The organism is Paractinoplanes tereljensis (assembly GCF_016862435.1).
In the GTDB taxonomy this organism is placed as follows: domain Bacteria; phylum Actinomycetota; class Actinomycetes; order Mycobacteriales; family Micromonosporaceae; genus Actinoplanes; species Actinoplanes tereljensis.
The window spans coordinates 16889-37443 of the sequence record NZ_BOMY01000023.1 but is presented as its reverse complement, the minus strand read 5'-3'; the positions used below and the strand labels follow the sequence as shown (position 1 = coordinate 37443).

The following is a 20555-nucleotide window of genomic DNA, read 5'->3' as shown; positions in this document are numbered from 1 at the left end:
CTCTGCTTCCCGCCCGCCGCTTTCCGACGAAGGAGATCCGGTGAAGGATCAACGCGCCCTCATCTCAACGTTGACTCGCCGTACCCGTCCTGGCCGCGCCCGCCGGATGGTCGCCGTGCTGGCCGCGGCGGCCGTGGCCGGGAGCCTGCTGCCGGCGCCCGCCTGGGCGCAGCCGGCCAAACCGTTCACGCCGCCGGCCACCCCGAACGTCGAGAAGGTGCCGGTCACCGCGGTCGCACCGGCCGCGGCGACGAAGAGCCCGGCCATGCCGGACGGCACGAGGAAGGCCGCGCCGTCCTGGCCGAAGGCCGGTACCGGTGAGGTCGCGGTACCGGCCACCGTGGCCGCCAAGGCCGGCGACCTGCCGATCCGGGTGGCGAGGCCGGCCACCCGGAAGCAGGCGCCGGCCCGGGTCGGGGTCAGCGTGCTCGACCGGGCCACCACCGACCGGGCCGGCGTGCGCGGGATGCTGCTGCGGGTGGGTCGCACCGACCAGGTCCGGGACGCGGGCGCGGTCGACCTGACCGTCGACTACGGCTCCTTCCGCACGGCCTTCGGCGGTGACTGGGCCTCCCGGCTGCGCCTGGTCGCCCTGCCCGCCTGCGCGCTGACCACCCCGGACCGCAGCGACTGCGCGGGAACCCCGCTGCGGTCCCGCAACGATCCGAAGGCGTCGACCGTGACCGCCACGGTGGACGTCCCCGGTGCCGCAACGGCCGATGCCGCCACGGCTGGGGCCGGCACGCTGGTGGCGGTGGCCGCGGCCAGCTCCGGCGAGGCGGGCAGCTTCGAGGCCACCAAGCTGCAGCCGTCGTCGACCTGGTCGGCCGGCGGGAACTCGGGCGACTTCTCCTGGGCGTACCCGATGCGGGTGCCGCCGGCGAGCGGTGCGGTGGCGCCCGCGCTGAACCTGGCGTACTCGGCGCAGTCGGTCGACGGCATGCAGGCGGCGTCCAACAATCAGCCGTCCTGGGTCGGCGAGGGTTTCGACGGCACCGTGGGCGGGTTCGTCGAGCGGCGCTACCAGCAGTGTGCCGACGACATGGATGGCGGCAACAACTCGGAGAAGACCGGCGACCTGTGCTGGGCCACCGACAACGCCGTCCTGTCGCTGGCCGGCCACTCCGGCGAGCTGATCTACAACGCGGCCGAGGGACGCTGGCACCTGCGCAACGACGACGGTTCCCGGGTCGAGCGCAAGACCGGCGCGAGCAACGGTGACAACAACGGCGAGTACTGGGTGGTCACCGCCACCGACGGCATCCAGTACTGGTTCGGCGCGCACCGCCTGCCCGGCTGGACCACCGGCGGTTCGGTCACCAACTCCACCTGGACCGTGCCGGTCTACGGCAACAACACCGGCGAGCCCTGCCACGCCACCGCCTTCGCCGACTCCAGCTGCACCCAGGCGTGGCGGTGGAACCTCGACTACGTCGTCGACCTGAACGGCAACTCGGCCTCCTACTGGTACGCCACCGACACCAACAAGTACGCCCGCAACGTGACCAGCTCCAACGTGGTCAGCTACGTCCGGGACGGGCACCTGGACCACATCGAGTACGGCACCCGGCGGGACAACGACGCCGACAGCCGGTTCAGCGCCAGCGCCCCGGCCCGGGTCGACTTCGGTGTCACCGACCGCTGCCTGTCCAGCTGTGGCACCCACGACGAGCCGCACTGGCCGGACACCCCCTGGGACCAGGAGTGCACCGGGACGACTTGCGAGACGTACAACCCGTCGTTCTGGTCCAGCACCCGGCTGTCCACGATCACCACCAAGAAGTGGAGCGGGACGGCGTACGTCAGCGTGGACCGGTGGACGCTGAACCACACCTTCCCGGACCCGGGCGACGGCACCCGGGCCGGCCTGTGGCTGTCCAAGGTGTCCCACGCCGGCCTGGCCGGCAGCACGGTCAGCGTGCCCGACGTCGAGTTCACTGGCGTTCAGCTGAGCAACCGGGTGGACACCATCGACTTCGCTGCCGCGATGAACTGGTGGCGGATCTCGCAGATCCGCTACGAGACCGGTGGCACCGTCAGCGTCCTGTACTCCGACCCGGAGTGCGTCGCCAAGACCAACGTGCCGACCGACGCGGCCAACAACACCAAGCGGTGCTACCCGGTGCGGTGGACCCCCGAGGGATACACCGATCCGGTCACCGACTACTTCCACAAGTACGTCGTCACCACCGTCTACGAGGCGGACAACACCGGCGGCATCGCCCCGAAGGGCAGCCCGCGGGTGGTCTACAAGTACAGCTACCTCGATGGGCCGGCCTGGCATTACAGCGATGACGACGGCCTGATCGAGGCCAAGGACAAGACCTGGTCGGGGTGGCGCGGCTACGCTCGGGTGGGGGTCACCGTCGGCGACACCGGCGAGCAGACGTACACCGAGACCAAATACTTCCGCGGCATGCACGGGGACAAGGCCTCCTCCGGCACCCGCACGGTCACGGTGACCGGCACCGGCGTGCCGACGGTCAACGACGAGGACGCGTACGCCGGGATGACCCGCGAGACCACCGTCTACAACGGGCCCGGCGGGGCCGTCGTGTCCCGCCAGGTCGCTGAGCCCTGGCAGTCCGCGGCGACCGCCAGCCGGACGATCAACGGCGACACGGTGCCGGCCCGCTACACCCGGGTGGCGGCCACCCACGACCGGACGGTTCGCGACGGCGGTCGCGCCGAGCGGGTCCGCTCGGTGCGTAACACCTTCGACGCGTACGGCATGTCGGTCGCGGTCGACGACAGCGGTGACACCGCCGTCAGCGGCGACGAGAGCTGCACCAAGAGCACGTACGAGCCGCGCAACACCACCAACTGGCTGCTCACCGCCACGCACCGCACGCTGGTGCTCGCGGTTCCCTGCGCGTCCGGGGCGAATCCGGCCGCGCTCACCGACGCCGACATCGTGTCCGACACCCGGACCTTCTTCGACGGCGCCACCACCTTCGGCACCGCTCCGACGCGCGGCCTGAACACCCGGACCGAGCAGGCCAGCGCCTGGAACGCCGGCAGTCCCACCTACGACCAGGTCTCCCGGGCCGCGTACGACACGACCGGGCGGGCGACGAGCCTGTGGGACGCCCTGGATCATCAGACCACCACCGCGTACACGCCGGCCGCCGGCGGGCTGATCACCCAGACCGTGGTGACCAACGCGCTCGGCCATGCCACCACCACGACGTTCGACCCGTCGTGGGGCTTGCCCACGACGGTGCTCGACCCGAACGGCAAGAAGACCGAGTCCGCGTACGACGGGCTGGGCCGGCTGACCGGGGTGTGGCAGCCGGGCCGGGACCGCAGCAGCCAGAGCGCCGGCAGCACCTTCAGCTACCTGGTCAGCAACACCGTGCCCAGCGCGATCGGCACCGCCACGCTGAACGCCGTCGGCGGCTACGACACGAAGTACACCCTGTACGACGGGTTGAGCCGCGAACGGCAGTCCCAGTCGCCGTCACCGTCCGGTGGCCGGCTGCTCACCGAGGCCTTCTACGACACCGCCGGCCGGAAGGTGCGCGACCACGGCTCCTACTACGCCGCCGGGGCGCCGAGCTCGACCCTGACCACCGCCACCGACCGGCAGGACGTGCCCAACCAGACCCGTACGGTCTACGACGGTGCCGGGCGGGTCACCGCGGCGATCTTCCAGCCGTACACCACCGAGCGGTCGCGGACCACCACGGCGTACGGCGGGGATCGGGTCGATGTGACGCCGCCGGCCGGTGGCACCGCGTCCGCCACGGTGACCGACGCGCTCGGCCGGACCACCGCCGTTCGCCAGTACCAGGCCGCGACGCCCACCGGCGCCTACGACTCGGCCGCCTACACCTACGACCGCAAGGGTCAGCTGACCACGGTCACTGACGCGGCCGGCAACCACTGGGACTACACCTACGACCTGCGCGGTCGCCAGCTCACCGCCGCCGACCCGGACAAGGGCACCACTACCAGCACGTACGACCTCGACGGCCGGGTCACCTCGGACCTCGACGTGCGCGGCGTCAAACTGCAGTACACCTACGACGCCCTGGATCGGCGCACCGCCTTACTCGAGACCGGGGCCGGCACCCGGGCCCGATGGACCTACGACACCGTCGCCAAGGGCTACCTCTACCAGGCCGTCCGATTCGGGGTCAACAGCGCCAACTACACCTACCGGGTCTCCGCGTACGACGACGCCTACCGGCCCACCAGCCAGGCGTTCATCATCCCGTCGACGGAGACCGGCCTGGCCGGCACGTACGCCATCAGCACCTACTACAACGCCGACGGCAGTATCAACACGCTCGACTACCCGGCCGCCGGGGACCTGCCGCTCGAGTCCGTCTCCTACAAGTACGACGCCACGACCGGGCTGGCCGCCACCTCGGGCAGTTCGTACAACGGGCGGGCGATCAGCTACGTCGCCCGCACCACCTACGACGCGCTCGGCCGGACCAGTGAGCGGCTGCTCTACCCGGGTCTCTACGACGGTCTCGGCAAGCGGGTCTATCAGACCTACAACTACGAGCTGGAGACCGGCCGGGTCAGCAGTGTGCGTACCGACCGCGACTCGGTCGCGCCGTACACGCTGTCCAACACCACCTACACCTACGACAACGCGGGCAACATCACCAAGGCCGCCGACGCGGCCACCGGCGACAACCAGTGCTATCAGTACGACTACCAGCGCCGGCTCAGCCAGGCGTGGTCCCCGTCCAGCGGTGACTGCGGTGCCGCTCCGACCACCTCCGGGCTGGGCGGTCCCGCGCCGTACTGGCAGTCGTGGACCTACGACGTCACCGGCAACCGGTCGGGCCAGGTCGACCACGCCACCACCAACACCACCACGTCGTACGCCTACCCGGCGGCCGGTTCCGCCCGCCCGCACGCCCTGACCGGCACCACGGCCGTGACCGGCGGGACGACCGTGACCGGCGCGTACACCTACGACACCACCGGCAACATGCTGACCCGCCCCACCGCCTCCGGCAGCACCCAGACCATGACCTGGGACGCGGAGGGTCACCTGGCGACCAGCGCGGACAACACCGGAACCACCAGTTACCTGTACGACGCCGATGGCAACCGGCTGATCCGCCGCGACCCGACCGGCTCCACCCTCTACCTGCCGGGCCAGGAGGTCCGCTACACCACCGCGACCGCCACGACGACCTGCACCCGCTTCTACAGCTTCGACAACGCCATGATCGCCTCCCGCACCGCGGCCGGCGTGACCTGGCTGTCCAGCGACTATCAGGGCACCGCCACGGTGGCCGTCGACCGGGACACCCAGGCCTCGACCGTCCGTCGGCAGACCCCGTTCGGCGGTTCCCGCGGCACCGGCGTCACCTGGCCGAACACCAAGGGTTTCGTCGGTGGCACCGTCGACAACACCGGCCTGACCCATCTGGGCGCCCGCGAGTACGACGCTTCCGTGGGCCGCTTCATCTCGGCGGACCCCGTTCACGACCTGGCCGATCCACAACAGTGGAACGCCTACGCGTACGCCGGTGGCAATCCCGTCACCTTCAAGGATCCCACCGGCCTGCGCACCGACGACCAGTACTACGGCCCGGTCGGTGCCGCGAAAATCGAGAAGAACGCCGCCGACTACTACGCCGAATACCAGAAGAGCAAGCCGAGCGTCAGCCCGAGCCCCAATCCTTCCCCGCCCCGCGGCGGCTCCACCAGCTCCTCGCCCGAGGCGCAGCCCACCCCGGAGCCGACCACCTGGGGCGACGAACCGGAGTACATGCAGGACTACGCGCGGCGCGGCTACGAGATGTGCTCGAACCCGATTCTGGTCGACCTCTGCGCGGAAGCCGACCAGCGACATCTCGCCGAGGACCTGAGCTGGTTCCCGTACGTCGGCGTTCCGGCCACCGCCTACCTGGTCAAGGACGATCTGGACAACGGCCATCCGGTCGGCGCCGCCTTGAGCGCCGCCTCGGTGCTGCCGGTCGGCAAGATCTTCGCGAAGCTGGCGAAGGGCTTGAAAATCACCAAGGCCGAGCAGCGGGCCATCAATGAAGTGGTCGGCAACGCCTATCGGGACCATATCGCGGACTTCCTGCGGCAAAAGGGCCGAATTGTAGTTACCGATGCGCAGAACCGGAAGCTGCTCACCCTGGCGACCCCGGATGGCGATCGCATTCTCGATATGGTCGTCTACGACAAGAACCACAACCTTCTCGGTTATGTCGAAGTGAAATCCGGCAAGGAAGGTCAGAAGAAAGTCCAGGCAAAGAAGGATGCCTATCTGCGGGGCACCGGCGTGAATATCGCCTACGTGTACGATGACCTCGACAATATGCTTTATTGACTCCATTGCGAGGTGGCGATGACCGCATCGGACAGTGACCTGCGGGCTGCCCTCGCGCGTATGGCGGGCAACGGCGCGGCCGGCGAGGACGACCTGCGCCGGCTGTTCGACCTGGTCTCGGAGTCCGACAAGCACGAAATCGTGGCCGGGCTCGGCGAGAGCCCGGCCGGCGATTTCGGGGTCCGGCTGCTGCAGGCGGTGGCGAGCGATCGGGGCGCACCGGCCGACCGGCGCTGCGCCGCGATCGTCGCCGTCACGAAGCGGACCGGGCCGGCCGCGTCCGGGCTCCTGCACCGCTGTCTCGCCGACCGCGACCCGGCGGTGCGGAAGTACGCGATGTTCGGCCTGGCGGTCGTCGGCGACGACGGTTCCTGGGCCGAGGCGCTGGAGATTCTCCGCACGGCGATCGCCGAGCAGGTTCCCGTCCCGCCGTTCGGCCTGCAGTGGAAGACCTTGGCGCTGCAGTCCGAGGTCCTGCCGATCGTCTGTTATCTGGGCCGGCATCTCGCGGTTCCCGGGCGGCGTGAGTCGGTGACCACGCTGATCCGGGAGCACTGGGACAACCTGTACGACGCCGAGAAGCGCTGGTTCGGCGAGTTCTGGCCGGACTTCGCCCCGGACGGCCCGGACCCCGAGGCGTTGTCCGGCTGGGCGAGAAGCCCGCTGTTCGACCGGGTCGCCGCCCCGGCCTGAGACCGGGTCGCCGCCCCGGCCTGAGGTCACTGGCCGGCTATCGCGGCCATCAGCGCCGGGCGCAGGTACGGGATCAGGGTGTGCACGTACGTCGCGGTCAGATGTGACTCGTCCTGGCGCACCCGGACCCCGCCCACCACGGCGTCGCACACCTCGGGGCCGCAGATGTGGTTATTGAGGTCCACCGACGTGATCAGCGGGGAGCCGATCCGGCTCACCGCGTCCAGGGCGGGGTCGTGGTACTCCCAATCGGACCGCGGCGCCGAGCACACCTGGTAGTTGTCGGGGTTGTCGTTGAGGCAGCCGATCGGGTCGGCGTTCGGATAATCGGAGGGTTGGAGCTTGTTCCCGCCGGACGGCGAGGGGGTGTCGTTGATGACGACGGTCCGGATGCCGGCGTCGCGCAACCGCTGGTAAGCGCTGGTGTAGGCGTCGGCCAGCTGCGGGCGGCCGAGGCTGGTGGTGAACCAGCTGGCGTACCGGTTCTCGTAGCTGAGGTTGGAGGTGACCATCAGGGTCGGCTTCAGTTGGATGATGGTGTTCAGCACGTTCTGCTGCCAGTCTGCGCAGTGGACCGTGGCCGGCTGGAACAACTCCCGGGGAATGTCGGTGAGCGGGCAGCCGCTGGCGTAATAGGTGATCAGGTGCCAGTGCTCGGTCTCGGCCAGATCGGCCAGCGCTTCGAGCCATTGAAACGCGTGCGAATTGCCGGCCAGCACGACCTTCGTCGGTGACGACTGATCGCCGGCGTCGCAGCGGGTGACCGGCCACTGGTCGCCGATGCTGTTGCACTTCTGGCTGTCGAGCCCCGGTTGATCGGAGTAGATGGCGCCGACCTGCCAGGTGGAGGTCTGCGGGTAGAACGCACCCTTGAGGGACCGTCCGCAGTCCACCCCGGGATCGAGCGCGCCGGCCCCGAAGCAGCGGTCCCCGCGGGCCACCGCCTCGGTGAGGTGTCGCTGGTAGACGTCCTGCCGGCGGCTTTCCGCGCTGCTCCAGGTGGCGGCGAGCGCGATCACGATCACCATCCCGGCCGCGCCCAGCGCGTACGTCCGGACCAGCGGGCGCCACCACGCGAGCGTCCGCACCGGATCTTCGAGGTAGCGCTTGGTCAGGGCCGCCAGTCCCAGCGTGACCACGATGATCCCCGCGTTGTCCAGCCATCCCCGCGACGTGTCGAAGGCGGCCGGCTCGATCAGCAGCAACGGCCAGTGCCAGAGATAGATCGAGTACGAGTGGTCGCCGAGCCATTGCAGCACCCGGGCGGGATACCAGGCGAGGTGCGCGTTCGTCCCGATCACCAGCAACGCGCCGACGACCGGGAGGAGCGCGTGCCAACCAGGGATCGGGGTGTCGACGGTGAAGAGCAAGACCGAGAAAAGCATCAACACCCAGCCGGCGTACGCCGTGCAGATTCTGATCCTCTTGCCCCTGGTCCGCGATCGTGCCCGGGCCCGCACCAGCTCCGGATAGGCGACGGCCAGCAGACTGCCGGCGGCCAGCTCCCAGATCCGGGTGGTGGACACGAAGTAGGCCGCCGCCGGAGTGGTGCTGGTGTACTGGATCGACCACCACAGCGAGGCGCCGGCCACCACGAAAAGGCCGCCGAAGTAGAGCCATCGCCGGTCCCGCAGCCGCCACCCGAGCCCGGTCAGCGCGAGCAGAAACAGCGGCCACACCAGGTAGAACTGCTCCTCCACGGCGAGCGACCAGTAATGCTCCACCGGGGACTCGGCGGTGCCGGTGGCGAAATAGTCGACCGAGTCACCGGCGAGCTGCCAGTTGATCCAGTAGGTGGCCGCCGCCCGGATCTGCCGGGCGGCCTGCGCCCACTGCGATTCCGGGAGCCAGAACCACCCCGCCACCGCGGTGACCGCCAGCACGGCCAGCGACGCCGGCAGTAGCCGGCGCACCCGCCGGGCCCAGAAGTCCAGCACCCCGCGGAAGTTCGGCCGGACCCGCTCCATCAGGTGCGAGGTGATCAGGAACCCGGAGATGGCGAAGAAGATGTCGACCCCGACGTACCCGCCCGGCACCCATCCGTGCGGCCACAGGTGCGCGATGACCACCGCGACCACGGCGAACGCCCGCAACGCCTGAATGTCGAACCGGACGGCTCGATCACGGACGGAACCTGACATCCGTGAATACTCCCCGGTCGGACGGCGGCATCGGCCGAGCTAATTTACCCCAGCGCTCCGCCGTGGACTGCCGGGTGCCGTCACGCCGTACCTAAGAGAGGGATTGCTCTTTGATGATCGCCATCAGTGCGGCGGTGAAGGGTGCGGGGTCCAGGTCGCCGCGGATCGCCAGCTGCTGGTTGTAGCTGGCGCAGAGCGCCACGAACGCCTCGGCGATCGATCCGGCCTGCGGGCGCCGGGAGTCGGGCACCAGCTCGGCGATCGCGGCCCGCATGGCGGCGAGTTGTCGCTGCACCACCGCCGCCAGCCGGGGGGACACCGCCGCCTCGGCGTAGATCTGGGCGACCAGCTGGGCGTGGTTGGTGTCCCGGGCCCGGGCCCGCACGTGGTCGAGGAAGCCCGCCACCGCCTCGGCGGTGAGCGCCCGGGGCAGGGCTTCGGTGCCCTGCTCGCAGACGGCGATGACGATGTCTTCCTTGCTGGTGAAGTACCGGTAGATCGCTCCGTTGGAGAGCCCGGACTCGGTGATGATGTCGGCCATCGACGTGTGCGCGAAGCCGTGGCTGGCGAACCGGGCGCGGGCGGCGTCCACGATCTGCTGCCGGCGAGCGTCGAGATGGGCTTGGCTGACCCTCGGCATAAAAGAGTGACCTCTCCTTTTGCGTGTTACTGTCGGCAGCCTACCCCGATCTTGAGGAGCTGCCATGCGCTACCAGACCTTCGGTCGCCGGACCGGACTGCGGGTGTCGGAGTACGCGCTCGGCACGGCCAGCTTCAACACCGCGAACACGGATGCCGCCCGGGAGATCTTCGAGGCCTTCGTCGCCGCCGGTGGCACCACGTTCGACACGTCCAACCTCTACCAGGACGGCCAGGCCGAAACCGTCCTCGGCGGGCTGCTCGGGTCGCAGCGGGACGACTTCGTGGTCATCACCAAGTACAGCGGGACCAGGCAGGCCCAGCCCCGCCCCGGCACCACCGGCAACGGCCGCAAGATCATGGTTCGCTCCCTGGAGGCGAGCCTGCGCCGCCTGAACACCGACTACGTCGACGTCTTCATGCCGCACTTCCCGGACGGCATCACGCCGATCGAGGAGATCCTGGCCGGCTTCGACGACCTGATCCGCGCCGGCAAGGTGCTGCACGCCGGCCTGTCCAACTTCCCGGCCTGGCGGGTCGCCGGCGCGGCGGTCCGGGCCGACCTGCGCGGTCTGGCCCCGCTGGCCGGCATCCAGACCGAGTACAGCCTGGCCGAGCGATCCGCCGAGCGGGAGTTACTGCCGATGGCGCAGGCCCACGGCCTGGGCGTGGTCCTGTATTCGCCGCTGGCCGGGGGCCTGCTGACCGGCAAATATCGGCAGGGCGAACCGGGCCGCCTGACCGCCCGAGGCGACGCGATCGAGGGCACCACCCAGCGCACCGCCGTCGTCGACGCCGTCCTGGCCGTCGCCGGCGAGCTGGGCGTCAGCGCGGTCCAGGTCTCCCTGGCCTGGCTGCGGCACCGAGCCGCCCTGGCCCCCACCGCCCTGGTCCCGATCGTCGGCCCCCGCACCCCGGCCCAGCTGGCCGAATACCTGAGGTCGCTGGACCTGGAACTCAGCGAGCAGCACTACCGCCACCTGGCCGAGGTAAGCGCGCCCCAGCTGGGCACCCCACACGAGGACGTGGCAGCCGCCCTGACCCACGGCGCCGACGGCGACCGCACCCTCCTCGACCCCGCTCCCGTTCCGGTCGTCTGACGACGCAGGCCGTTTGATCAGGATTCCTCTTTGCTTCCGAGCTGACGCTGGGCCCGCTCGGTGACCTCGCCGGAGACCTTGCCCATCATCGACTTCGCCCGGCCGAAGGCTCCCACGCCGAAACGGCTGGCGGCACCGACGCCCTCCGCCCCGGTCTCCAGAACTTTGTCCTTCACCCCGGTTCCGGTGTCGAGGACCTTGTCCCGCACTTCCACGGCCGCGTCCAGCCATCGTCTGGCATCCCGCGACTGGCCAGCGCGCTCGATGCCAAGCCGGCCGTGGAAATCAACGACGGTGATCGCCACGTGGTTGGTCGAGTGCACCACGGCGCGAGAGGTGGTCGGGTTCAGCAGCACCTTCGCGTTGGCTGTGCCGGCGGCCGCGTCCATGCGGGCCAACAGGTGCTCGGTGCTGCGGGAGATGAGTTCGAGCCGGTTCTGCCGGGAGATCCGGATGGCGACGCGGTGTTCCTCCAGCTCGTCCGGAGACGCGTCCAGCACCCGGTCGAGTTCGAGTACGGCGACCGCGTCCTGGAGTTGGAAGCAGCGGGCCAGGACGGCGAGCCACTCCTGAACCTTGACCTCGGCTTCCTTGGAAGTCTTGGCCAGGTCAGCGACCTTGGTCTGGGTCTCCAGCCGCTCGGCGATGGCGTCGAGCTGTCGTAGCGCATACGCCTGGGTGCGGGCCAGTGACACCGGCGTTCCCTGCACCTTCGACCAGGTGACCTCGGAGACCCGGCCCACCTGCGCCCGGATCGTCAGGGCCTCCTCGATGACGAGCTCTACCCCGATCATGTCGGCTACCACGGCGTCGGTCTGGGCGCGGAGCACAGCGTCGACCTTCGCGTCGATCACGGCGAGGTAGTCGGTGATCTCGTCCATCGTCTGTTGCATCGCGAGCTGCGCCATGAGACCGGCGGCGCCGGTCAGGATCGCCGGGTTGGTCAGCAGCGCGCTGGGCGTCCGCACCACTTCCAGCAGGCCGGTGATCTTGCCGTGATCGGTCAGCACCGCCCGGCTGACACCGCTCTCCGAGCCTTTCATCAGGTTGTACTTCTTCATCGCCTGGGCGGACTCTGCGGTCAACTGGACCCAGCGACCGGAGTGTTCGGCGATCTCGGAGCCGGCCTTGGCGATCGTAGAGCCGGTGCGGAGGTTTGAGCTGAGCCGCTTCAGTCCGAGGTCTTTCGACGGGAGTCGCTCGGAGGTGAGGAAACGATCGACAGCCGCCGGATGCCCGATGACCGCCAGACCATCGCCGTCACTGATCAGCTGGATCTCGTTTTCCACCGTCTGCTCCTCGAAGTGCGGGCACGAAACTGCCTCACGCTACCGACGGTGTCTTCTGCCCTACCATGGGCCGCTCGTCTCGAGGATCTGGAGATCCGGTCAGCGTCGGGTGAGGACGCAGAACTCGTTGCCCTCCGGGTCGGCCAGGACCTTCCAAGCAGCGTCGCCCTGGCCGACATCGGCGGTGGTCGCGCCCAGCGCCAGCAGCCGGCTCACCTCGGCGTCCTGATCGTCGTCGGGGTACGGCGCCACGTCGAGGTGGACCCGGCTCCACCAGCGCCGCTCGTCGGGGGCGCGGAGGAACTCCAGAAAAGGTCCGGCCGACCGCAGCCGCGCGTAGTCGTCGGTCACTTCCAGCAGTTTCCAGTCCGTCGCCTCGGACCAGAACCGGGCCAGCGCCCGCGGATCCGCGCAGTCGACCACCACTCCGGCGATCGGCCCGGTGTCCCGGTAGACCTCCCTCGGCTCCAGCACGCAGAACACGTTGCCCTCCGGGTCGGCCAGGACCGTCCATGGGACGCCGTCACCCTGGCCCACGTCGGCCGGGGTCGCCCCGAGTTCGCGCAGGCGTGCGACCAGCTCCGCCTGGTGGGCAAGCGAGGTGGTGGCGAGGTCGAGGTGCACCCGGTACTTCACCGTTTCCGGGTCCGGAACGATGACCACGTCGATGCCGATGTCAGCGGGACCCGCGGGCTCGACGTTGGTCACCCCGGGCCCTTCGCTCGAAATATCCCAGCCGAGCGCCTTCGCCCAGAACCGGCCGAGCGCCTCGTCGTCCCGAGCCTTGAAATTCACCTGAACCAGTCGCAGCGCCATCCGCCGAGCCTAGGCGCCGATCAGGTCAGCTCGCGGTAGGCCCGCAGCACGGCCTCGGTGCGCTCGGCGAGCTCGGACCCGGCGTCGGTCTCGATCGCCGGGCCGGTCGAGGTCAGCCGGGCCAGGGTCTCGTCGGCTTCCCGGGCCAGCTCGGTGATCTGCTGATTGCGGATCAGTTCCTCGCCGGCCACCGCCACCGCCTCCAGCGCCGCCAGGCGGGTGGTCACCTCGTCGTCCAGCTCGGACAGCGCCACGGTGGCCCGCGTCGTCTGCGCCGCCAGTTCGAACGCGCCGTCGTGCTCGGTCAGCTCGGCGTGCAGCTCCCGTAGCTCCTGCCGCCGCTCCAGGGCTCCGGCCAGGTCGAACAGGGCCTGCGCCAGCTGTCGCTCGGCGCGCGGGACGTCGATGAGGGCTCCGAGTGACGGCCACGTCTCCGACGCTCGCTGGCACACGTCGATGGCGTCGGAGAAGGCCTTCCGGTCGCGCTTCTTGACGAGCACGTGGTGCTGCTCGCGGTCGCTGGACAGGCGCGGCGCCGAGACCACGCCCGGCCGCTGTCGCCAGCGGTGCAGCGCCGGCCAACCCGCGGTGGCCACCCCGGCCAGGACGAGCAGGCCGCCCCAGGGCGCACCGCCCGACACCCCCAGCACACCGACCAGGCCGAACATGAACCCGAGGCCGTAGAGCACACCGGCCAGCGGCGATGGACCGGCGGGCCGTTCCGCCGGGGTGACCTCGAGGACGCTGCCCCAGCGGAACGAGAGCCCCCGCCCGCCGATCACCTTGAGCGGAAGCCGGGACACGATGACCAGCTTGTCGTCGTGGGCCACATACAGCGACGGCGGCACCCTCGTTCCCCTCCTCCATCAGGTGGCCCGCATCATCCCACCCCGGCGATTCAGAGCTCGTGCAGTGCCAGGCGCAGCCAGTCCTCGACGCCGGCGATGTGCACGGTTGCCCAGGAGCGGGCCAGGTCCGGGCGGCGGGTGGCGATCGCGTCGAGGATGGCGGCGTGCTGTTCGCGGGTTTTCTCGACCGCGCCGGACTGGGTCAGGCCGCGCCAGATGCGGGCCCGGGTGGTCGGGCCGGAGAGACTGTCGATCAGGGAGCACAGCAGGCCGTTGCCGGCGCCGTCGGCGATGCGGTGGTGGAACTCCAGGTCGTTGGCGACCAGCTCGTCGATGGTGGCGTCGGCGGGCAGGCTGGTCAGGACCTTGCGCAGTTCCTCGATCTGGTCGTCGGGCATGCGCTCGGCGGCCAGCGCGGTCGCGGCCGGTTCCAGAATGCGGCGGACCTCGAAGAACTCCAGCACGGTGTCGTCGCGGTGGAAGTCGACGATGAAGTTCAGCGCGTCCAGCAACAGTTGTGGCGCGAGGCTGGTCACGAAGGTGCCATCGCCCTGCCGGACATCTAGAACTCTGATCAGCGACAGCGCCTTCACCGCCTCGCGCAGTGAGTTACGGGAGAGTCCGAGGCGTTCGGCCAGGTCGGCCTCGCGCGGAAGGCGGTCGCCGGGCCGCAGCTCACCCGCGACGATCATCGCCTTGATCTTCTCGATCGCCTCGTCGGTGACGGCCACGCGGTCTCCCTACTCCCGGCCCAGATCGTAGGTGCGAGCCGCCACCGGCCCGAACACCGCCCGCTCCGGCAGCACCTCGCGCAGCGCGGTCACCCACCGCCGGTAGCCGCCGGCCAGCTCGCAGACCGGCCAGTCCGACCCGAACATCAACCGATCAACCCCAAAAAGATCAACGGCCGTGCTGATGTACGGCGTGAGCACGCCGGCCGTCCACGACTCCCAGTCGGCCTCGGTGACCAGCCCGGACAGCTTGGCGGTCACGTTGTCGCAGGCCGCCAGCCCGGCCAGGTCGGCCGCCCACTGCTCGATCTCGCCGGCCCGGATCGGCGGCTTGCCCAGGTGATCGAGCGCGAACCGGACCGACGGCAGCGCCCGCGCGCAGCGGGCCGCGGCCGGCAACTGATCGGCCCGGATGACCAGGTCGAAGGCCAGCCCGAGCGACCCGATGACCCGCAGGCCCTCCCGCACCGACGCCCGGTCCAGATAGAACGGATCCGGCTCGGCCTGGACCTGGGAGCGGATCCCGACCAGCCGGTGCCCGCCCGGCAGCCGCCGATAACCCGCGATGGTCTCGGCCAGCCCGGGATCCTCGGGATCGGCCCAGGCCACCACCCCGGCGATCTCCGGTGTCGCGGCGGCGTAACCCAGCAGCACGGCCGCCTCGTCCGGGTCGCAGCGGCCGCCCTCGACCAGGATCGACCGGTCGACGCCGTTGGCCGCCAGCTGCGCGCGCAGGTCGGCCGGCGTGAAGGTGCGCCGGATCGGTTTTAGGGCCGGATCGTCGAGCCAGGTGTACCCGTCCTCCACCCGCCACAGGTGCTGATGGGCGTCGATGACCGGCCCGCTCACGCGGCGTCGCCCGGGGTCGGGGCGTCCGGGCGCAGCAGGCCGTTGTCCTTCAGGTCGGCCCAGAGGGCGGCCGGCGGTGGCGGGCCGAAGGCCAGGGCGGCGTTCCGGCTCGACTGCTCGGCACCCTGGGCGCCGGCTACGACCGCGCTGATGACCGGATGACCGCCGGCGAAATGTAGAGCGGCGGCCGGCAGAGTGGTGCCGTGCCGCTCGCAGAGGGCAGCTATCGCCGACGCGAGTTCTAGAACTGCGTCCGGAGAGTTCCGATAGTTGTAGAGAAGACTTCTATGCGGGCGGTCCTCGGCGAGCAGTCCGCCGTTGAACACCGCCGCGTTCAGCACGGTGATGCCGCGCCGCGAACACAGTGGTAGCAGGCTATCGAGGGCCGGCTGTTCCAGAAGGGTGTACCGGCCCGCCGTCATGATCACGTCGACGTCGGTGCCGGTGGCGAACCGGGTCAGCACGTCGGCATCCATCGAGCCGACCCCGATCGCCCGCACCACCCCCTCGGCCCGCAGCTGTTCCAGCGCCGGATAGCCGGTGTCCAGCGCCTCGTCCGCGCGCCCCTCCGGATCGTGGATCAGCACCAGGTCGACCCGGTCCAGGCCGAGCCGCTCCAGGCTGTCGGCGAGTGACCGGCGCACCCCGTCGGCGCTGAAGTCCCACACCCGCCGGTAGGTGTCCGGCACGTCGAAGAGCTCCTCGTCGTGCCCGGTGGGGGAGGGGTTCGGCACCAGCAGGCGGCCCACCTTGGTGCTTACGACGTACTCGTCGCGGTGATGTTTGTGAAGGGCTGCGCCCAGCCGCCGCTCGGAGAGCCCGAGGCCGTAGTGCGGCGCGGTGTCGAAGTATCGGACCCCGGCCGCCCAGGCGGCCTCGACCGTCGCGGCGGCCCCATCGTCATCGATGGCCTGGTAGAGGTTGCCGAGCTGCGCGCAGCCGAGTCCGAGCCGGCCGAAGTCGAGCGTCATGGCAGATCGATGTGGGAGTAGGCGGCCAGCGACGCCGGCAGCATGGTGGAGCTGAACCCGGGAGCGGTCGGCGCCTGGTACCGCCCGCCCCGGACGACCACCGGATCGGCGAAATGTTCGTGCAGGTGATCGACGTACTCGATGGTGCGGTCCTGCTGTGTTTGGGAAATGGCGACGAAGTCGAACATGGACAGATGCTGGACGAGCTCGCACAGCCCGACCCCGCCGGCGTGCGGGCAGACCGGCACCCCGAACTTCGCCGCCAGCAGCAGGATGGCGATGTTCTCGTTGACCCCGGCCACCCGCGCCGCGTCGATCTGCAGGAACGAGAGCCCACCGAGTTGTAGAAGTTGCTTGAAGACGATGCGATTCTGCACGTGTTCGCCGGTGGCGACCGGAATCGGCGCGATCGCTTTCGCGATCGCCGCATGCCCGAGGACATCGTCCGGGCTGGTCGGTTCCTCCACCCACCAGATCTGGTACGGGCTGAGCGCCCCGATCCACTCGATCGCGTCGGGCACGTCCCACCGCTGGTTGGCGTCGATCGCGATGCGGATGTCCGGGCCGCACTCCTCGCGGGCGATCCGCAGCCGCCGCCGGTCGTCGTCGAGGTCGGCCCCGACCTTCAGTTTGATCAGGTCGAAGCCGTCGTCGACCGCCTCCCGGCAGAGCCGCCGCAGCTTGTCGTCGTCGTAACCGAGCCAGCCCGGCGAGGTGGTGTAGGCCGGGTAGCCGCCGCGGAGGATCTCCGCCTCGCGTTCCGCCCGCCCGTCGGCGCCGCGCCGCAGGATCTCCAGGGCCTCGTCGCGGGTCAGCGCGTCGGTCAGGTATCGGAAGTCGACCAGGTCGACCAGCTCCTCCGGGGTCATCCGGGACAGCAGTCGCCACAGCGGCAGGCCGGCCCGTTTCGCCGCCAGGTCCCACAGCGCGTTGATCACCGCGCCGATCGCCATGTGCATGACGCCTTTTTCCGGCCCGAGCCAGCGCAGCTGCGAGTCGTGCACCAGCTCGCGCCACATGCCGCCCAGGTCGGCGAGGGTCGCCGAGACCGGCCGGCCGATCAGGTACGGGCGAAGCGCTCCGATCGCGGCGGTCTGCACGTCGTTGCCGCGCCCGATGGTGAACGCGAAGCCGTGCCCCTCGTGACCGTCCGGGTCGTCGGTGCGGATCACCAGGTAGGCGGCCGAGTAGTCCGGGTCGGGGTTCATCGCGTCCGACCCGTCCAGCTGCTGCGAGGTGGGGAACCGGATGTCGTAGGTGTCGACCGCCGTGATGCGGGACCAGCCGGTCATGATCGGATGTCTCTGTTGTTCTTCGCGGCTTTTTGTTTCGCGAGTGCCTGGGGGAGCCTCATACATCGGATGTCTACCAGCGTCGGTGCGCGGCCACAAGCAATACCTTGAGTGCTGTGTCACAAGTCGGGACGTAGTTGTCACGAACCGCCCGGCTGGCCTGTCCTCATTGCATGACTGAGCATCGTGTCGTGGTCGTCGGCGCCGGTTTCGGTGGGCTCTTCGCCACCAAGACGCTGCGCCACGTGCCCGCCAAAGTGACCCTCATCAACGGAACCACGTACCACCTGTTCGAGCCGCTGCTCTACCAGGTCGCCACCGGCATCCTCTCCGAGGGCGAGGTCGCGCCGCCGATCCGGGAGATCTTCAAGGGCCGCCGTAACCTCGACATCCAGCTCGGCTGGGTCTCCGACGTCGATGTCGAGGCGCACGAGGTGGTCGTCGACGGTGCCGACGGGCGGGTGCGGCGGGTGCCGTACGACTCGCTGATCGTGGCGGCCGGCGCGCAGAACTCGTACTTCGGCAACGAGGCGTTCGCCGAGCACGCGCCCTCGCTGAAGAACATCGACGACGCGCTCGAGGTCCGCAGCCGGATCTTCCACGCCTTCGAGATGGCCGAACTCGCCGAGGACCCGGACGAGCAGCGCCGGTGGCTGACCTTCGCGATCGTCGGTGCCGGGCCGACCGGGGTGGAACTGGCCGGGCAGATCGCCGAGCTGGCGCAGCGCTCGCTCAAGGGCCAGTACCACCACGCCGACCTGACCCAGACCCGCATCGTGCTGATGGACGCGGTCGACCGGGTGCTGCCCGCGTTCGACGAGGCGCTGTCGGTGAGTGCCTTGAAAACCCTGAAGAAACTGCACGTCGACGTACGGCTGGGAACGCGTGTCGTGGATGTCGACGCCAAGGGAGTCACCGTTGCGGGTGGCGAGCGCGTCGAGGCGTACACCAAGATCTGGGCCGCCGGGGTAATGGCTCCCGGTCTGGCGCAGCGTCTCGCCGAGGCGACCGGCGCGCCCACCGACCGGGCCGGCCGGATCGTCGTCGAACCCGACTGCACCGTGCCCGGCCACCCGGAGATCTTCGTGGTCGGCGACATGGCCGCGCAGAACCTGCCCGGCGTCGCGCAGGTCGCCATGCAGGGCGGCCGGTACGCCGCCCAGGTGATCAAGGGGCGGCTGGCCGGCAAGCCGGTGACCAAGCCGTTCAAGTACTTCGACAAGGGCAACATGGCGACCATCTCGCGCTTCTCGGCGGTCGCCAACGTGGGCAAGCTGCATCTGTCCGGGTTGCTCGGGTGGTTCGGCTGGCTCGGCGTGCACCTCTTTTATCTGATCGGGTTCAAGAACAAGGTGACCACCCTGATGCACTGGACGGTCAGCTTCCTAGGGCGAGGGCGTTCCGAGCGGATCGCCACGACGCAGCAGATCAACGCCCGGAACGCCTTGCACCACCTCTCAACGGACGACCATCACCGGGCAGTCGGCGTGGTGCAGCAACTGCAGAACGGTCGACCCGAGTAGGGCCGCGGCCAGCGTGCCGTGGCCATGGCTGCCCACGACGGTCAGCGCGGCCCGCTTGGTGGCGCCGACCAGGGCGGCGGCCGCGCCGTCGTGGGTCAGCACGGTTTCCACCCGCACCTGCGGATAGCGGTCCCGCCACGGGGCGAGCTGCTCCTCGAGGCGCTCGCGCTCGCCCGGGTCATCGGCCGGGTTGCTCAGATCGGCCGGCATCGGCACGGTCGCCAGCCAGCGGGGGATCGCCGGCAGGTAGGACCGGATCACGATCAGCGTGGTGTCGCGTTCCGCGGCCGCGGCGAACGCGGTCGGCAGCACGAACTCCGCCGAGGGTGTGTCGTCGACCCCGGCCACCACCGGGCCGTCGCCGGACGCCTCGTCGCGCACCACCGCCACCGGGCACGGCGCGTGCGTGGCCAGACGCTGACTGACCGACCCGAGCACCAGACCGGAGAAGCCACCCCGGCCCCGGCTGCCGAGCACCAGCAGGTCGGCGCCCTCGGCCACCTCGAGCAGGCGCGGGATGGCGTGGCCCGGCAGGATGTCGGTCTCGATGTGCAGGCCCGGCACCGCAGCCATCGCCCGGTCGCGGGCGTCCGCGACCACGGCCTTGGCCAGGGACTCGGCGACGTCGAGGTATTCGGCGCCGATGTCGAAGCGGGACTCCAGCCAGTCGCTGTCGTAGGCGTAGACGATCCGCAGGCTGGCCCGGCGGCGGCGGGCTTCCTGCGCGGCCCAGGCGACCGCGACGTTGGCCGATTCGGTCCCGTCGGTAGCGGCGATGACGCTCATGACCGGTCCTTCGCCGAGGTGGCCAGCAGGGACGTTGCCCAGGTGCGGGCCCGGTCGAGCTCGCCGTCGAGCAGCGGGCCGGTCATGCCGCCCACCCGGAACTCGGCCGGCGTCGAGACGACGCGGCAGCCCAGCCGGCGCAGCCGCTTGTCGGCCTTGCGCGCCGCCGAGCCGGACATCGTCTTGTCCATCCGGCTGCAGAACGCGGCCGCGGCGAGACCGGGCAGCGGCGGCGAGTGGTCGAGATATTCGCGCAGACCGGCGTCGGCGTGCTTGGCGCCCTGCCGTTCGGCCTCCTGCCGGGTGGTAGGCCGGCTCAGCCCGAAAGCGTGCGTGGGCGAACCCACGATCAGCAGGTCGTAGCCCGTCACCGGGGGATTGGTGGCGACCTCGGCCAGGGTGACCTCGGCGGTCTCGGCCAGCCCGTCGGCGATCGCGCGGGCGAGCTTCTCGGTGTTGCCGAACATGGATTCGTAGACGACGAGCGCTTTCATTCTCGGCCTCCTCGACGTCCAGCCTTCCGCTGGGCGGGTTGCCGGGTTAGGGCCGATCGGCCCTCGCCTACGG

The 20555-nt window shown here is 70.0% G+C and carries 15 protein-coding genes; 4 read left to right on the top strand and 11 right to left on the bottom strand.

The annotated features are described in order from the left end of the window. Positions 1-40 precede the first annotated feature (40 nt). Both Ate02nite_RS18020 and Ate02nite_RS18015 read left to right on the top strand, forming a co-directional pair. Positions 41-6310 (top strand): RHS repeat-associated core domain-containing protein, encoded by a 6270-nt coding sequence (locus Ate02nite_RS18020; protein WP_203806946.1) that lies wholly within the window; start codon positions 41-43, stop codon positions 6308-6310. Between the two features lie 18 nt (positions 6311-6328). Then, entirely contained in the window at positions 6329-7003 is a 675-nt protein-coding gene (locus Ate02nite_RS18015) for a hypothetical protein (RefSeq protein WP_203806944.1), read from the top strand. Positions 7004-7029: 26 nt separating this feature from the next. Here Ate02nite_RS18015 and Ate02nite_RS18010 read toward each other — a convergent pair whose 3' ends face one another. Next, positions 7030-9144 carry an acyltransferase family protein gene (locus Ate02nite_RS18010; RefSeq protein ID WP_203806942.1) on the bottom strand — a complete coding sequence of 705 codons (2115 nt, stop codon included), beginning with the start codon at positions 9142-9144 and terminating at the stop codon, positions 7030-7032. A gap of 91 nt (positions 9145-9235) precedes the next feature. Next, positions 9236-9784 carry a TetR/AcrR family transcriptional regulator gene (locus Ate02nite_RS18005; RefSeq protein WP_203806940.1) on the bottom strand — a complete coding sequence of 183 codons (549 nt, stop codon included), beginning with the start codon at positions 9782-9784 and terminating at the stop codon, positions 9236-9238. A gap of 64 nt (positions 9785-9848) precedes the next feature. On the opposite strand from Ate02nite_RS18005, the gene Ate02nite_RS18000 reads away from it, so the two are divergent. After that, complete coding sequence (locus tag Ate02nite_RS18000; protein WP_203806938.1) at positions 9849-10883, top strand: aldo/keto reductase; 1035 nt, start codon at positions 9849-9851, stop codon at positions 10881-10883. Positions 10884-10900: 17 nt separating this feature from the next. On the opposite strand, the gene Ate02nite_RS17995 is transcribed toward Ate02nite_RS18000, so the two are convergent. The 7 genes from Ate02nite_RS17995 to Ate02nite_RS17965 all read right to left on the bottom strand — a co-directional run bounded on the left by Ate02nite_RS17995 (position 10901) and on the right by Ate02nite_RS17965 (position 17679). Then, entirely contained in the window at positions 10901-12172 is a 1272-nt protein-coding gene (locus Ate02nite_RS17995) for a hypothetical protein (protein WP_203806936.1), read from the bottom strand. 99 nt (positions 12173-12271) lie between these two features. Continuing rightward, positions 12272-12988, bottom strand: a complete 717-nt coding sequence (locus Ate02nite_RS17990) for a VOC family protein (protein WP_203806934.1) — start codon at positions 12986-12988, stop codon at positions 12272-12274. A 20-nt stretch (positions 12989-13008) separates the two neighbouring features. Further along, entirely contained in the window at positions 13009-13836 is an 828-nt protein-coding gene (locus Ate02nite_RS17985; RefSeq protein ID WP_203806932.1) for a hypothetical protein, read from the bottom strand. A gap of 50 nt (positions 13837-13886) precedes the next feature. Next, positions 13887-14567: a FadR/GntR family transcriptional regulator gene (locus Ate02nite_RS17980; protein ID WP_203806930.1), complete on the bottom strand. Its 681-nt coding sequence runs from the start codon at positions 14565-14567 to the stop codon at positions 13887-13889. A 9-nt stretch (positions 14568-14576) separates the two neighbouring features. Beyond that, on the bottom strand, positions 14577-15416 hold the full coding sequence (locus tag Ate02nite_RS17975) for an amidohydrolase family protein (protein ID WP_203806928.1): 840 nt from the start codon (positions 15414-15416) through the stop codon (positions 14577-14579). Further along, positions 15413-16387, bottom strand: a complete 975-nt coding sequence (locus Ate02nite_RS17970) for an aldo/keto reductase (protein WP_203806926.1) — start codon at positions 16385-16387, stop codon at positions 15413-15415. Before Ate02nite_RS17970 ends, Ate02nite_RS17975 begins: the two co-directional genes overlap by 4 nt. Next, positions 16384-17679: an enolase C-terminal domain-like protein gene (locus Ate02nite_RS17965; protein WP_203806924.1), complete on the bottom strand. Its 1296-nt coding sequence runs from the start codon at positions 17677-17679 to the stop codon at positions 16384-16386. Before Ate02nite_RS17965 ends, Ate02nite_RS17970 begins: the two co-directional genes overlap by 4 nt. Positions 17680-17852: 173 nt before the next feature. Here Ate02nite_RS17965 and Ate02nite_RS17960 point away from each other — a divergent pair, with 173 nt between their 5' ends. Continuing rightward, the gene (locus tag Ate02nite_RS17960; protein ID WP_203806922.1) at positions 17853-19202 is read left to right on the top strand and encodes an NAD(P)/FAD-dependent oxidoreductase; all 1350 of its coding nucleotides are present in this window, start codon (positions 17853-17855) and stop codon (positions 19200-19202) included. Here the strand turns inward: Ate02nite_RS17960 and Ate02nite_RS17955 are convergent. Continuing rightward, positions 19137-19988 (bottom strand): universal stress protein, encoded by an 852-nt coding sequence (locus Ate02nite_RS17955; protein WP_203806920.1) that lies wholly within the window; start codon positions 19986-19988, stop codon positions 19137-19139. The genes Ate02nite_RS17960 and Ate02nite_RS17955 overlap by 66 nt on opposite strands. Then, the gene (locus Ate02nite_RS17950; RefSeq protein ID WP_203806918.1) at positions 19985-20482 is read right to left on the bottom strand and encodes a flavodoxin family protein; all 498 of its coding nucleotides are present in this window, start codon (positions 20480-20482) and stop codon (positions 19985-19987) included. The genes Ate02nite_RS17955 and Ate02nite_RS17950 overlap by 4 nt, the downstream gene beginning before the upstream one ends. Between the last annotated feature and the right edge of the window lie 73 nt (positions 20483-20555).

Coding starts and splice junctions, on each gene's coding strand:
- Ate02nite_RS17965 (WP_203806924.1), bottom strand. CDS start 17,679: ATGACCGGCTGGTCCCGCATCACGGCGGTCGACACCTACGACATCCGG.
- Ate02nite_RS18000 (WP_203806938.1), top strand. CDS start 9,849: ATGCGCTACCAGACCTTCGGTCGCCGGACCGGACTGCGGGTGTCGGAG.
- Ate02nite_RS17950 (WP_203806918.1), bottom strand. CDS start 20,482: ATGAAAGCGCTCGTCGTCTACGAATCCATGTTCGGCAACACCGAGAAG.
- Ate02nite_RS18005 (WP_203806940.1), bottom strand. CDS start 9,784: ATGCCGAGGGTCAGCCAAGCCCATCTCGACGCTCGCCGGCAGCAGATC.
- Ate02nite_RS17970 (WP_203806926.1), bottom strand. CDS start 16,387: ATGACGCTCGACTTCGGCCGGCTCGGACTCGGCTGCGCGCAGCTCGGC.
- Ate02nite_RS18010 (WP_203806942.1), bottom strand. CDS start 9,144: ATGTCAGGTTCCGTCCGTGATCGAGCCGTCCGGTTCGACATTCAGGCG.
- Ate02nite_RS17990 (WP_203806934.1), bottom strand. CDS start 12,988: ATGGCGCTGCGACTGGTTCAGGTGAATTTCAAGGCTCGGGACGACGAG.
- Ate02nite_RS17960 (WP_203806922.1), top strand. CDS start 17,853: ATGACTGAGCATCGTGTCGTGGTCGTCGGCGCCGGTTTCGGTGGGCTC.
- Ate02nite_RS17955 (WP_203806920.1), bottom strand. CDS start 19,988: ATGAGCGTCATCGCCGCTACCGACGGGACCGAATCGGCCAACGTCGCG.
- Ate02nite_RS18015 (WP_203806944.1), top strand. CDS start 6,329: ATGACCGCATCGGACAGTGACCTGCGGGCTGCCCTCGCGCGTATGGCG.